This is a genomic window from Pseudomonas sp. HLT2-19-2 (assembly GCF_054898005.1).
Genome location: NZ_CM142712.1, coordinates 4,603,373 through 4,616,594, shown reverse-complemented (window position 1 = coordinate 4,616,594; position 13,222 = coordinate 4,603,373). Strand labels below are relative to the sequence as shown.

12 protein-coding genes and 1 pseudogene are annotated in these 13,222 nt (G+C 55.2%); 6 read left to right on the top strand and 7 right to left on the bottom strand.

Features of this window, described 5'->3' with window-relative positions:
• Nucleotides 1-48: 48 nt before the first annotated feature.
• Together ACYZTU_RS21455 and ACYZTU_RS21450 are read left to right on the top strand one after the other, a co-directional pair.
• The gene (locus tag ACYZTU_RS21455) at nt 49-4,728 is read left to right on the top strand and encodes a hemagglutinin repeat-containing protein (RefSeq protein ID WP_461965335.1); all 4,680 of its coding nucleotides are present in this window, start codon (nt 49-51) and stop codon (nt 4,726-4,728) included.
• Nucleotides 4,725-5,216, top strand: coding sequence for a hypothetical protein (locus ACYZTU_RS21450; RefSeq protein ID WP_461965334.1), 492 nt, complete (start codon nt 4,725-4,727; stop codon nt 5,214-5,216). The genes ACYZTU_RS21455 and ACYZTU_RS21450 overlap by 4 nt, the downstream gene beginning before the upstream one ends.
• Nucleotides 5,217-5,228: 12 nt before the next feature.
• Here ACYZTU_RS21450 and ACYZTU_RS21445 read toward each other — a convergent pair whose 3' ends face one another.
• The gene (locus tag ACYZTU_RS21445) at nt 5,229-5,852 is read right to left on the bottom strand and encodes a DUF4291 domain-containing protein (protein ID WP_461965332.1); all 624 of its coding nucleotides are present in this window, start codon (nt 5,850-5,852) and stop codon (nt 5,229-5,231) included.
• 160 nt (nt 5,853-6,012) lie between these two features.
• Here ACYZTU_RS21445 and ACYZTU_RS21440 point away from each other — a divergent pair, with 160 nt between their 5' ends.
• Complete coding sequence (locus tag ACYZTU_RS21440) at nt 6,013-6,573, top strand: hypothetical protein (protein ID WP_461965330.1); 561 nt, start codon at nt 6,013-6,015, stop codon at nt 6,571-6,573.
• A gap of 61 nt (nt 6,574-6,634) precedes the next feature.
• On the opposite strand, the gene ACYZTU_RS21435 is transcribed toward ACYZTU_RS21440, so the two are convergent.
• Together ACYZTU_RS21435 and ACYZTU_RS21430 are read right to left on the bottom strand one after the other, a co-directional pair.
• Nucleotides 6,635-6,907, bottom strand: coding sequence for a hypothetical protein (locus tag ACYZTU_RS21435; RefSeq protein ID WP_461965328.1), 273 nt, complete (start codon nt 6,905-6,907; stop codon nt 6,635-6,637).
• 360 nt (nt 6,908-7,267) lie between these two features.
• Nucleotides 7,268-8,002 (bottom strand): DUF899 domain-containing protein, encoded by a 735-nt coding sequence (locus ACYZTU_RS21430; protein WP_461965326.1) that lies wholly within the window; start codon nt 8,000-8,002, stop codon nt 7,268-7,270.
• Between the two features lie 177 nt (nt 8,003-8,179).
• Between ACYZTU_RS21430 and ACYZTU_RS21425 the strand changes: the two genes are divergently transcribed.
• Nucleotides 8,180-8,569: a transcriptional regulator gene (locus ACYZTU_RS21425; RefSeq protein ID WP_461965324.1), complete on the top strand. Its 390-nt coding sequence runs from the start codon at nt 8,180-8,182 to the stop codon at nt 8,567-8,569.
• A 92-nt stretch (nt 8,570-8,661) separates the two neighbouring features.
• Here the strand turns inward: ACYZTU_RS21425 and ACYZTU_RS21420 are convergent, their stop codons facing one another.
• From ACYZTU_RS21420 to ACYZTU_RS21410, 3 genes are all read right to left on the bottom strand, one after another.
• A complete protein-coding gene (locus ACYZTU_RS21420; protein WP_461965322.1) occupies nt 8,662-9,531 on the bottom strand; it encodes a DUF6279 family lipoprotein in 870 nt (289 codons plus the stop codon).
• An 80-nt stretch (nt 9,532-9,611) separates the two neighbouring features.
• Nucleotides 9,612-10,328 (bottom strand): TorF family putative porin, encoded by a 717-nt coding sequence (locus ACYZTU_RS21415; RefSeq protein ID WP_461965320.1) that lies wholly within the window; start codon nt 10,326-10,328, stop codon nt 9,612-9,614.
• Between the two features lie 218 nt (nt 10,329-10,546).
• Entirely contained in the window at nt 10,547-10,735 is a 189-nt protein-coding gene (locus tag ACYZTU_RS21410; protein ID WP_017337097.1) for a hypothetical protein, read from the bottom strand.
• A 352-nt stretch (nt 10,736-11,087) separates the two neighbouring features.
• On the opposite strand from ACYZTU_RS21410, the gene ACYZTU_RS21405 reads away from it, so the two are divergent.
• Nucleotides 11,088-11,924, top strand: a complete 837-nt coding sequence (locus tag ACYZTU_RS21405; protein ID WP_461965318.1) for a CvfB family protein — start codon at nt 11,088-11,090, stop codon at nt 11,922-11,924.
• A 108-nt stretch (nt 11,925-12,032) separates the two neighbouring features.
• Entirely contained in the window at nt 12,033-12,965 is a 933-nt protein-coding gene (locus ACYZTU_RS21400) for a DMT family transporter (RefSeq protein WP_461965316.1), read from the top strand.
• On the opposite strand, the pseudogene ACYZTU_RS21395 reads toward ACYZTU_RS21400, so the two are convergent.
• Nucleotides 12,910-13,140: pseudogene (locus tag ACYZTU_RS21395) on the bottom strand (YbfB/YjiJ family MFS transporter); the annotation flags it as partial. The gene ACYZTU_RS21400 and the pseudogene ACYZTU_RS21395 overlap by 56 nt on opposite strands.
• Nucleotides 13,141-13,222: the final 82 nt, after the last annotated feature.

Sequence of the window (13,222 nt, the reverse complement as noted above, 5' to 3'; positions counted from 1 at the left end):
GCCAACCAACGCCTGGCCTCCAACGGCGCCCTGATCGCCGGCAAGGACGTGTCCCTGATTGCCGGCAAAGACCTGATCAATGCCGGCACCTTGCGCGCCAGCAACAATCTGTCGGCCTCGGCGGGCAACGACCTGGTCAACAGCGGTCTGATCGAGGCCGGCAATCGTCTTGACCTGCTGGCCGGCAACAACCTGGTTAACAAGACCGGCGGCATCATCGCCGGTCGCGACGTCAGCCTGACCACCCTGCGTGGCGACCTGATCAACGAACGCACCGTTACCTCGCACCAGAGCGCCAGCGGCGATCTGAAGGACCGTCACGACTTCCTCGACAGCGCCGCGCGCATCGAAGCCGCCAACGACCTGACCCTCAACGCCGGGCGCGACCTCAACAACACCGGTGGCGTACTGCAAGCCAAACGCGACACCACCATCAACGCAGGCCGCGATGCCAACCTCGTCGCAGTGGAAGAGCAAAACAGCGAAACCCGCAGCCGCTTCCTGCGCGAAACCATCACCCAACACGGCAGCGAAATCACCACCGGCCAAGACCTCAGCATCAGGGCCGGTCGCGACCTGACCGCCATCGCCAGTCAGATTGAAGCCAAGCGCAACCTCAGCATGGACGCCGGGCAAAACCTCACCCTGGCGTCTGCGGCGGATGAGAGTCACTCGCTCTCCAAGAGCAAGAAAATCACCAGTCAGAAAGACCATGTAAGCCAGGTGTCCACCAACGTCACGGCGGGCGGCAATGTGGCGTTGAGTGCGGGTAAGGATCTGGATTTGATTGCCAGTCGGGTGAGTGCGGGGGATGAGGCCTATCTGTTTGCGGCTAACAACCTGACGCTCCAGAGCGCAGAGGACAGCGATTACAGCTTCTACAGCAAAACCAAGAAAAGCTCCTCGGGCAAGAAGAGTCGACTCGACGAGGTGGCCAGCACCACCAACATCGCCAGCGCAGTAACTTCTGGCGGCAACAGTACGCTGCTGGCCGGCAATGACATGCTGATAAAAGGCAGCGAGGTCGCGGCCGATAAAGGCGGTGTGCAACTGGTGGCCGGCAATGACGTGCAGGTCGTTGCGGTCACTGATTCGAACAGTGCCCGCCATGAGAGCAGCGCCAGTAAAAGCAGTTGGGGTGGCTTGAAGTCGAGCAAGGTCAAGGATCAGGTTTCCGAGACGCAAACCACTGCTGTCGGTAGCGTGATCTCGGGTAATACCGTGAGTGTGGCGGCCAATCGTGACGCCACGATCACCGGCTCATCCCTGGTCAGTACCCAGGATCTGACCGTACAGGCTGGTCGCGACCTGACCATCAATGCGGCAGAAAACACCTTCACCCGCGACGAATTCCATAAGGAGAAAAATCGTGATCTGAGCGGCGTACTGACGGCCAATAACCTTGGCGTCGATGACATCACCGGCAACCAGCACCTGTCGGTCAGCAGACAGAACCATACCGGTAAGTCCGCGCAAACCACTTTGACTGGTAGCACCATTGGCTCCAGCGAGGGGAACGTCAGTCTCACCAGTGGCCGTGAACTGAGCATGATCGCCAGCGATCTCGTCAGCACCCAGAACATGAGCCTGATCGGCTCCAAGGTGACCATCGCTGCCGGCATGGAAAGCGCGAGCCAGAGCAGTACCGACAAGAGCAGCAGTTTGGCGGTGGGACGAGTCGTTGGCGGCGTGATCGTCGATACGGTCAATACGATTCGCAGTTCGGTAAAAGCGGCCAATAACGCCGACGACCCTCGACTCAAGGCGGTGAAGCTGGCTCAGGCAGCCATGGCGCTCAACGATCTGGGAGGTATGGGCGGTGACGCCGAAGGCGCCGGCTCGGATTATGGGAAAAAGCAGGGCACTGCCAGTAATGGGTCCCTGATCAAGATTGGCACCGAACTGGCGAATACCCACAGCAAAAGCACCAGCGAGTACACCAGTCAGACTGCCAAGCAAAGCACGCTCAATGCAGGCAAAAACTTATTGATCATCGCCGATGGCGGTGCGCCGGGAACGCTGGGTGATATTCATGTGATTGGCAGCAGCTTGAAAGCCGCCGACACCGTATTGCTGGCGAAAAACAACATCACCCTGGAAAGCGCGCAAAACACCGCCAACTGGGCCAATAACAACAGCAACAATAAAACGGCCATAGGTGCCAGCTTCAACCTCGGCGAGCAGAACGGATTTACCCTCGACCTGGGAGCGTCCATCGCCAAGAGCATGGGGACTGGTAGCTCCGTTACCCAAGTCAACACCACCCTGGATACCGGCTCTCTCTCCCTGCACAGTGGGCAGGACACGACCCTGGCTGGCGCGCAGGTACGGGCCGACAGCATCAACGCGTTGATTGACGGCAACCTCAACATTACGTCCCGCCAGGACACCGAGACCCAGAAGAGCAAACAAGGCAGTGCCGGTTTCGGTGGCAGCATCTGTATTCCGCCGTTCTGCTACGGCGCACCCGTGGCCGTGTCTGGAAGCCTGGCCGCTGGCAACATGAACAGCGAGTACAAGGCTGTAACAGACCAGAGCGGTCTGTTCGCCGGCAAGGGCGGTTACGACATCACCGTCGGTAAAAACACCACCTTGCAAGGTGCGGTGATTGCCAGTGAGGCGTCTGCCGACAAGAACCTGCTCAGCACCGACCGTCTGATCGTCAGCGACATCAAAAATACCAGCGACATCAGCGCCCAGTCGGCAGGCTTTTCGGCTTCCTACGGCAGCAATGCCGGTTCAAGTGTGGGCGGTAGCGTTCCGCTGTCACTGAACGACTCGGACCACAGCAGCACCCGCAGTGCTGTCAGCGAAGGCAGCATCATCGTGCGCAACGCCGAGGGTGCGAATGATCTGGTTGGGCTGAATCGCGATACAGCAAACGCCAACCAGACGCTGGACAAGCCTGATGAAAAAGCGATGCAGGAGCGGATTGATCTAATCCAGAGCACAGTCGCGCTGTCCAAAAGCATCATCGGCAAAGTAGCCAATGCCCAGCAGCAAGCGGCCGGTGAGAGAGCCAAAGCAGCGACGACTGAGAAGGAACGACAGGCTGCTATTGATGATTACAACAGTTGGGGGGTTGGTGGTGACAAACGCTTCATGGCGGACATCGCCGCAGGCGTGATTGCCGCCGGCATGGGGAGTGTGGGTGGGGCGACGGCGATAGGCCTGGTTGCCAATACTACGGCGGCGGATACCTACAAAAAAATAGGCGACTATGCCGACCAACAACTAGCGGATGCGATACGCAGCAAGGACACAAGCCTGCAAGCGGCATGGGCTGAAGGCGGCTCTGCACGTGTCTTGTTACACAGCTTGGCAGGTGCCGTACAAGGCTTATCCAGCGGCACGGCGGCGAACGGCGCCCTCAGCGCCGGCGCGTCGGCGGCGATGATGCCGGCATTGGACGAGGTGCTGAAAAGTTACGGCGTCGGACTGGCAAGCCGGGATGCGTTCGGCACATTGATCGCCGCCGGACTGGGGGCGGCAGCCGGCAGCGGTGGTTCGGTTGCGCAGATGAGTGGTGCTGCCACTGCTGCCAATATCGAAAAATACAACCGTCAGGTCCACCCCACAGAAGCGCGGTTGATCGAACAGGAAGCGCCAAAACTCGCGGCCCGACTTGGCATCACAGAAGCGGAAGCTGAGCAACGAATGGCTCGTGCATTCGCCTTTTATACGGATGCTCAGTGGCAAAAAACGATTGGCGGCACCGACAGCCAGTTCGATGCGGCCACGTTAGAGCACCTCGGCATTGCTCTCTCGCCACTGGCGGGTCGTTATGACACCGTTGTGTCAGTACTCGAGAATGGGAATAAGGCTTATACCGTCGATGAAACGCTGAGTTTGATAAAAAACTACAATGTGGTTCATTCAGCTGACTTTAAAAACTATGATATCAACATCGGCTATCTCGGCGATCCCGAAAGGTTCAATACAAATAGCCTGGTGGACTTCTACAACCTGAATCTGGATTTTAGTGGAAAGACAGCTGGGGTCTTTGATCCTGTTACGGGAGCGGTGGCGGGTGGCGCTTTAAGTGTCTGGACTGGCTTACGATCAATGGCATCAATGGGCAATGAGCTTCTGTCCGGCCATGCGTTAAATGCTGCAAATAGTCTTCTAGATCCGTTTGTCGATCCAGATGCATCAATGGTTTCCAATTGGTTGGCCACCAACAGCGGTCAGAATTTTGTCTTTGGGCTGCAAAACAACAGCTATCAGAAGGCCTTGCAAACGGGGCAGAATGTTGCTGATCTTGCTACGCTTATAATACCTGGGGCGGGAGAGGCTGCCGGATTCGGGAAAATAACTAAAACTTCTGTGTTGGGTGGGAAGCTTGTAGATGAGGAGGTTTTCTTTCGCGCTATGACTCAGGAACATTATGATGCGTTGTTAGAGACAGGGAAGGTGTCGGCAACAGGAGAAACATTTATTTCACCTGCACAGGGTTTTTCTTCAAATTATAAAGGTGTTCTAGTGCAGTTTAATTTGTGGCCAGGTGCGCTTGATGCGCTTTCCGGACTAGGAGTCCGTGATGCTTCTAAAGCGGTTAAAAATGCATATCCAGACATGCCTCCAATGTCTTCACTGCCTGAAGGTTGGTCTTTTACCAATGTATATTTCAAAAAGGAAAGGGACCAAATCAACATCGGTCTAGGTAAAGGGCCGGGGTTGGATGTTTTTAATTATTATATAAAGTCGTTTTCGGAGATTAAGCGATGAACCATGAGCAGCAAGAGTTGGTGTTTGATCTTATGTTTAAAAGAATTTCAAGGGAAAAATTTATTGAATTGTTTTTCGTGGGGGGTGACATCCCGGAAGATTACGTGTGTCAGGAGCTAGAGGTAGCGCTTGCAATTAAAGACGCTGATAGCGTGGAGTGTTTGCTGATTTTTAGTTTTATATTTGGCTTTTCGACGGGTTGCCCAGATATTTTGAGCCGCCTGTTAATTGAAGATTGGCATGTTTGTCATGAAGATATTGCTAGTGCATTGCAATCGCTTAAATACCCTGGTGCTGTTGATTATTTATTTAAAGCGGCGCTGGCTGATCATCCTTATATAGGTTCTGAATACTCTTTAGGCGTTAAATGTATACATGCGCTGCATGATATAGGTACAGATAGCGCTAAGGAAAAACTGCGAATTTTGGCGCAGGCAGAAAATCCTGTTTTGTCCGAACGCGCAGGCCGACTACTAGCATCTATGTAATGAGTTTTTAGCTCAAGTTTGGTTCGGAGCTACGATGTTGTTTGTTGCTGGGTAATATGTTTTTTCGATTGGAAGCATTTCTCGTGCTTTTTCGATTTCGTTGTCTAGGACCAAGTCGTGAAGATTGTGCGCCAATGATGTTATATCAGTTATGTTCTGTATCCATTCATTGACGTAAAGCTCTACGGCTTGCCTGCTTAGGCCTATCTGAATCGCGCGATGTGTTTGCGGTTGTAGGTACAAGTCTCGTTCTGGATCCCACTGGATGCGGACTGGTGCATTCTCCTTCACATTGAGCCACTCCTCTTTGCTCATTAATTCGTCGGGATGGCTGGGGCAGCTATGGGCTAATGCCCACTCGAAGCCTTTTCGTGAAATATCGATTGCCAAAATTCGGGACTGCCCCGCCTCCTTCAGACCCCAGCCGGCTCGGTACATCATCCATAGAAATGATGGCTTTATCCATGTCATCCGTTCCATCTTGAACGGCGGTGACGCAAAGGTGCCAAGGGTCAGCGCTGCATCGGCGATAGCATCCGAATAAGCCTGGTAGACGCGAATTGTCTTATCGTCGTACAAGCCGCGAATCTGGCAGAGAGGTGTAATTTGAGAGGCGAACCCCCACTGATTTTGCATGCACGTACTCAACATTTAGTGAAAATAAAGGATTGACTATGTCTTGGGGTGTTTTTGACTCATAGGACAGATTTATTTTTTGTATCTCGATTTTCTTGGCGCATTACGTCTTGGAACAAGTTTTCCCATCAGCCAAAAAAACCGTAAAGGACATTCATACGTGAACAAAATCTCACTATTGCTGCTAACCCTAATTCTCGCATTGCCAGGCTGCCATTCCAACGTCAGGGATTCTTCGCCCAGCCTACTGAAAGACGGTGTCCAGCTGCACCAGAACAAGGTGACAGTCGATGCGCAGCACGCCAAGGTCATCATGAAAACCTCAGGTAACACTTCTCCGGTAGAGTTCGCGATCAGGCGTGCAGCAGATCCTGACCAGCGTATGGAGGTGCTTGGAACCGTGGTGGATTCAGGCCAGGGGAAGGTGTTCGGCTGGATTGCCAAACTCAACGAAGTGGCCAACAGTGCCACGGTTAAACGCTTCCCGCAGTTGGAAGTACAGGCCGATGCCGACAAACCGTTCGAGGTGTCGGGATACTCGAATGGCAGGGGCGCCGGGGATACCTATAGCTGTGGTCCGCTGAATAGCACCTTTACGCCAGAACGAAGCAAGGTATATCTGGTGGAGTTCCAGTTTGTGGGTGAGCGCTGTGAGCAGCATGTTTACGATGTCACCCAGCCTCAGCAGCGTATTCCCGTGACGAGCGCACCTGCGGTGTGAAAGGGATTTGTCTATTGCTCACAATATGAAACGGGCAACCCAAAAGGTCGCCCGTTTTCATTCACCCCGCAGCCTGCGCCCGCAACCGCCGACCGATTACATCCATCAAATCACAGCCATCACGCAACGGGATGGCGAGCAATTTTGAGAAGTCGGATAGCACGACTGTGTCGCAGCCGATTTCTGCGCGAAAGGCGATGTTTTCTAGAACTTGGGTGACCGTGCGAATGCGGTAGTCGGCCATGGCTTGCAGGACATCGAGCGGGGCTTGGGTATCAATAAGCAGGGAGGCCGGGATCAGGTCGATTCCGGTGAGGGGCATGTATCTATCCATAGCTGGAGTCTCTTGCAATTAAAAGGACTCTCTGTAATCAGGTCGCCAAACCCGGTTGCCTTTTGGGCGACGGTTTCACTATAAGGATCTGCCACCCAGCGGTACAGAGCGCCGGTTCTGAACTTGATGTAGGGGAAATGTCCTGGTGCGGTCGGACAGTCTCCGGCATTTTGCTCATTACTAAACACTGCCAACACCGGTGGGAGCGAGCTTGCTCCGGGCGGCGATCCGACGATAGCGGTGTATCAGTCGATATCAGTGTTGAATGTTTGTCAGTCATCGCGAGCAGGCTCGCTCCCACAGAGGATTTTCGGTGTTTGGAGAAAGTGTGTGCGGCACAAATCCAATGTGCTCTATGGGCTATCCTCCATGGCAGCAACCGGCTGGGGCCTCGTCGTCATACTGATCGTGAAGCCTCACCCACTCCATAATTTCCTCTTCGTTACGCCCCTTGGGCGTCAGGTCGAGATAGTTATAGGCCCCGACCAACATGTCCAGACCCCGGGCATAGGTGGAATAGGTGTGGAAAATCTCACCCGCTTCGTTGCGATAAAACACGCTGAGGCCGGGGAGTTCTTCTTCGGTGCCGTCGGATTTTTCGTAGTTGTAGGTGGCTTTGCCGGCGGCAACGTCTTCTGCTCGGGCCGAGACGCCGAAGTCGTAGTTGAAATCGCAGCCTTCTGACGACACCCAATCGAATTTCCAGCCCATGCGTCGTTTGAAGGCCTGGAATTCGGCGAACGGTGCGTGGGAAACAGCCACCACGGCGACGTCATGGTGGGCCAGGTGTTGGTTGGCGCCGTCAATGTGGTCGGACAGGAACGAACAGCCGGAGCAGCCTTCGTCCCAGCCTTTGCCAAACATGAAGTGGTAAATGACCAGCTGGCTACGGCCGCCGAACAGGTCAGCCAGTTTCAGTTCGCCGTTTGGGCCCTGGAAATGATAGTCCTTGTCGATTTTCACCCAGGGCAGGGCGCGGCGTTCGGCGCTGAGTTTGTCTCGTTCTTTGGTGAAGGCTTTTTCGTGGGCCAGGTGTTGCTTACGGGCGGCGAGCCATTCTTCTCGGGAGACGACGGGATGATTCTGAATGTTCATTGGGATTCTCCTGCGGGGTGCTGGGAGGTGACTTACACAGCCTAGTCGTTTGGCCTACGCCCAATTCGACATACCGCCGGTCGGTACAGGCAAAAACCTCGGCTGAACGGCTTCAAGCCGCGCCGGTCACAACTTAAGAAGGCCATCTCACTCACAGGCTTTGGAGGTTGAATCAGGATGACAACTTACAACTGGGATTTGATTGAACGCTTGCTGCACGAAGTGCAACACGGTGAGGCCAGTTTTACGCCGCGACCGTATGCCGAGCAGTACGTGGCGGAGAAAGCAACGGAGGGCGAGGAGACGGAAAACCTGGATCACCTGAAAGCGGTGGCCGGTGAGTACGAAAAATTACTGTTGGAGCGCGGTTATATCGAGCCACGGCCTGAGGAGCAGGGTGGCACCGGCTCGAATTACATTTTGACGGCGCGGGGTTCTAGCCTATTGAGCTTGATCGACAGCAGTATTCCAGGCCATGACCATCCGCGGCAGGTGTTGGATGAGCAGGAAGATGCGCTGGATGAGGTGACGTTTGATGGGGTGGCGTCGAAGGCGCAGATTGCCTGATGCCGTAAAAAGCTTCGCGGGCAAGCCTCGCTCCTACAGAAATTCACCGTCTGTAGGAGCGAGGCATGCCCGCGAAATGTTGCGTTCACAATTTATTCCTGCTTTGCCGCCTTCAGGCACTTCAAATCATTGAAGTCCTTGCGCACCCCTTCTATTTTTTTCAGCAACTGCTGGCGCTGCTCCGGCGTGCTTTCGGCCATCAAATCTACAAACAGTCCCCGTGCCTGGGCTTCGGTGTTGGCGAAAGCCTGGCGATAAGCGGGCGTCCACAAGCTCTCGCGATTGACCAGAAGCGTCTCGATACGCTGTGGGAATTCTGGACTCTGGCGCTGCGCAACCGCTGCACTGAACTGCTTCTGCCAATGGACTCGGTTGGCGATCCATTGCGTATTTTGGTCACCCAAGCCGTTTGACCACGCGACAACGCGTAGCTGCTGGGTTGCGCTGAGCGGGCCGAGCCAGTCATTCAGGCGTTTTTCCATGCGCTGGCCACGTCCCTTGATCTGTTGGTCGAGGGACGGTTTGAGGTAACGCTCCTGGCGTTTCTTCTGGTCCTTGGCGAAGGAGTCGTTCATCTCTGCGACTTGCTTGTCATCCAGCCCCTGTAATAGCTCAGTGGCCGACGGGGTGATTTCCCGGGCGGTCTGGGCGATGGCGGCTTTAGCTTCCTGAGTGCGGGTTTGCAGCGCGGCGTCGGTGACCTTGTTGGTCTCGACCATGACCTGTAAGCGGTCCAGCCAGTCGAGATAGCCCGGCAGTTGCGTGGTGCAATGCCAGCTCAGGTGCTCTTTGAGGCGCTCGTCGAACCATTCTTTCTGCTCCCCGTGCATGTTCAGGTAATCGCTAAGCGTCCAGGGAATGATCACGTCGAGGTTGCGATAGGCCAAGCCCACCCGGCTGCACGCACCGAGGGCGAGATTGAGGGTGATAACGAGGGCGAGATACTTCAACCAGCGCGACATGGGCGAATCCTTTGCGAAGGTCTGGTTTTTTTAATTGGCTTCTCTATGTGAGCGCAGAATGAGCCGCGCAGTTCAGCCGATCAATAAAAGGCGCGTTCGGCCTTGAGGGTGACCAGCCCGTCGCATTGGCTGTTGCGCCCGGAATAGGCGGAGCAGCTGCTGCCGCTCAAGCTGGAGTCACTGTAGATCAGGTCCAGATCGACGCCCATGAACGGCCGAGAAAGTTGCACTGACCAGTCGGTGAAATTGCCTACATTTCCACCGTCGACGGACACCGGCGTGTTGAGCTGGTGGGTGGTGTATTTCATGCTGATCCCGATACCGAACGGCTGATTGCCACCGAGGTCGGCGAATACGGTGCTGTTCTGTTTGTCCGGGTCATTGCTGAAGGCTGCGCCAAAACGGCTGCCCAGAAAGGTCAGGCCACCGAAAAGCTCTTGGCTGTCGAGGGTGTCCTCTTTCGGATAGCTGTAACGGATCATGCCGACTTCGTACCCGAGGGTATTATCGAAAGGCTGTTTAAAACCCATGTAGGAGTCGACTTCAAGGTTGGCCCCAGGCGTTAAACCCATGCTTGGTGCCCATTGGCCCACGTAAAAACCGCTGTCGTGACTCAGGTCGAGACCACCGTGGAACGAACCGGTGCTGGCAGGTTTGACCAACCCCTGGGCCATGCTGCGGCTTGGGGTGGTGCCGAGTTTGAGATCGAAGTCGCCCAGTTCACGCTGAAAGATTTGCGCGTTGGCGACCGAACACGACAGCAGGGTGCCGAGCAATAAATAGGAGGGTTTGAGCATGCGTCACTCCATGACAGCGAGGGGCAGGAACAAAAACCTACTGAAACGCTTGATCTAGACGTGTGCAAGCATACCGGCGAATGCTCGGCATTGAAGGCCGTTCGTCGATTTTTGAAATATTGATGTGTTTGGCGGGGTGTTGCGAGGAGGGTTCCAGTCCAAGCGCTTCGAAGCTCAAAGCGCTTAGGGACCAGGTGACGCGGCGGATCTTGAGGAAGTTACTTCTTGCCCAGAGTGATCTGCTTGGACGGGCCGAACGTCTGGCCGCTCACGCCTTTGGCAATTTGCTGGATCTCGCCGCCGGACTTGAGGAACGCAGCAATCTGGTTGTTGATCGATTCGCTGGTTTCAACGGCTGGAGCTGGCTTTGCTTTGCTGTTGGATGCTTTTACACGCATGGCGGCCATTAACCTATAGAAAATTAACTTGGCCAGCTATCGTACAGGAAATACTTGACAATTGCTTGGCAAATATCCCCCCGAAATTCACAAGACAGATGAAGAGATTATCGCCAGTTATTATTCTGCATAACCCCCTAAGCTGCTGTTTTGACTAAGAACGATCGTGAAAAAAACACAGTTTTTTGCCTGGCTGACAGGTGCGCAAGTCACCAGATCGGCCTGACGAGCGGCCAGGCGCGAGCGGTAAAACCCAGGAAAATTAAGCCCTTTAGAGGATTTTCTTCCGCCACCGGGCTGGCCAGCGAACGCGGCCCGCAAAACCGGGTAGAATGCCGCCCACGCAATGAGGGTATTGGAAATGGCTTTAGTCGGGCGCTACAACAGTTTGCAAGTGGTTAAACACACTAACTTCGGTCTATATTTGGACGGTGGCGCGGAGGGCGAAATCCTCTTGCCTAATCGTTATATTCCCAAAGATATTCCCAGCGAAGATGAAGATTGGCTCAACGTTTTTATTTATCTGGACAGCGATGACAAACTCATCGCAACTACCGAAAAGCCGAAAGTTCAAGTCGGTGAGTTCGCCAGTTTAAAAGTCGTTGAAGTCAACAGCATCGGTGTTTTCCTGGATTGGGGCTTGCCGAAGGATCTGTTGCTGCCGTACTCCGAAGAAAAGCGCCAGATGACCGCCGGCGAGTATGTTGTGGTGCACGTCTACCTCGACAAGCACACCCGCCGCATCACCGCGACGGCGCGTCTGGACCGCTACCTCGACAAGACCCCGGGCACCTACACCCCGGGCCAGGAAGTTGATTTGCTGGTGGCCGAAGCCACCGATATGGGCTTCAAGGCGATCATCAACAACAAGCACTGGGGCCTGATTCACAAGAACGAAATCTTCAAGTTCATGCGCGCCGGTAAAGAAGAGAAGGGCTTTATCAAAGAAGTCCGTGCCGACGGCAAGATCAGCCTGAGCCTGCAACCGGTCGGCGAAGAAGCCGCCACCAGCCTGAATTCGAAGATTCTCGCCAAGTTGCGCGACAACAATGGCAGCCTGCCGGTCAGCGACAAGAGCGACCCGACGGTGATCAGCAGTATGTTTGGTGTGAGCAAGGGCAACTTCAAAAAGGCCATCGGTGCGTTGTACAAGAACGGCCAGATCGTCATTCATGCCGATCGCATTGAGCTGAGCTGAGCTGACCTCACTCTTACCGGTATGGGCCCGAGCATGTACGTTCACTGCACCGGAGCTTTGCCTTTACTGTCGAGTCACTGCCATGGATTGTGTTGTCGAGGTGTTTAGGTGAACGCCACCCGGCGCAGCGCCGATGGGTTTGCCCTGCAAGTAATGATTGGGTTGTGCCTGATCTGGGGTATTCAGCAGGTGATGATCAAATGGGCGGCGCCAGATATCGCGCCGGTCATGCAGGCCGCCGGGCGTTCGGGTATTTCCGCATTGCTCGTAGGATTGTTGATCTGCTGGAAGGGCGGCTGGGATCAAGTGGGCCGCACCTGGCGCGGTGGACTACTGGCGGGCGCGCTTTTTGGCTTGGAGTTCTTCTTCATTTCCGAAGGCCTGCAACTGACCACGGCCGCGCACATGTCAGTGTTCCTTTACACCGCGCCGATCTTCACCGCATTGGGCGTTCATTGGTTGTTGCCGAGTGAGCGTTTAAGACCGGTCCAGTGGCTGGGAATTTTCCTCGCCTTCGTCGGGATCGCCATCGCGTTTGCCGGTGGGGTGTCCTGGGACAACCTCGATCACCGTATGTTGATGGGCGATGCGCTGGGCGTACTGGCCGGCGCATCCTGGGGCGCGACCACCGTAGTGGTGCGCGCTTCGCGCCTGTCGGAAGCGCCGGTGACCCTGACGCTGTTCTATCAATTGATTGTAGGTTTCGTTGGTTTGTTGCTGATTGCGATCCTCAGCGGCCAGGTCACCCACGTCAGCCTGACCACCGTGGCGGTGGCCAGTGTGTTGTTTCAGGGATTGGTGGTGTCGTTTTTCAGTTACCTGACCTGGTTCTGGCTGCTGCGCCGTTACCTGGCGGCGAACCTGGCCGTGTTTTCGTTCATGACGCCGCTGTTCGGCGTCACGTTCGGTGTGGTGCTGCTGGGCGAAGAGCTGAGCTTCAACTTCGTCATCGGTGCGGTGCTGGTGCTGCTGGGTATCACGTTTGTCAGCGCTGAGCAGTGGGTACGCCGTCGTTTGCGCAAAGCCCTCGGGCAGAGTTGACCGGACGCAACAACAGACCGCCGGCGACAATCAAACCGCCGCCGGCTAATACCAGCGCTGGCTGCAATCCGCCACTGAAGTGGCTGCTCAACGCCGCCAGCAACGGCCCTCTGAGCTGGTCTACGGCAAAGCAAATCGTCAGCAGCCCGGCCGTTGCGTGGGGCGCCAGTCGGCGTCGAACCAGGCTCAGGCGATGGCTTGAACTATCGGTCAGGTATTTTGATCAATTCAGTAACAGATCATTGCGACTTTGGGCG

Coding starts and splice junctions, on each gene's coding strand:
- ACYZTU_RS21450 (WP_461965334.1), top strand. CDS start 4,725: ATGAACCATGAGCAGCAAGAGTTGGTGTTTGATCTTATGTTTAAAAGA.
- ACYZTU_RS21445 (WP_461965332.1), bottom strand. CDS start 5,852: ATGCAAAATCAGTGGGGGTTCGCCTCTCAAATTACACCTCTCTGCCAG.
- ACYZTU_RS21435 (WP_461965328.1), bottom strand. CDS start 6,907: ATGGATAGATACATGCCCCTCACCGGAATCGACCTGATCCCGGCCTCC.
- ACYZTU_RS21430 (WP_461965326.1), bottom strand. CDS start 8,002: ATGAACATTCAGAATCATCCCGTCGTCTCCCGAGAAGAATGGCTCGCC.
- ACYZTU_RS21425 (WP_461965324.1), top strand. CDS start 8,180: ATGACAACTTACAACTGGGATTTGATTGAACGCTTGCTGCACGAAGTG.
- ACYZTU_RS21420 (WP_461965322.1), bottom strand. CDS start 9,531: ATGTCGCGCTGGTTGAAGTATCTCGCCCTCGTTATCACCCTCAATCTC.
- ACYZTU_RS21415 (WP_461965320.1), bottom strand. CDS start 10,328: ATGCTCAAACCCTCCTATTTATTGCTCGGCACCCTGCTGTCGTGTTCG.
- ACYZTU_RS21410 (WP_017337097.1), bottom strand. CDS start 10,735: ATGGCCGCCATGCGTGTAAAAGCATCCAACAGCAAAGCAAAGCCAGCT.
- ACYZTU_RS21405 (WP_461965318.1), top strand. CDS start 11,088: ATGGCTTTAGTCGGGCGCTACAACAGTTTGCAAGTGGTTAAACACACT.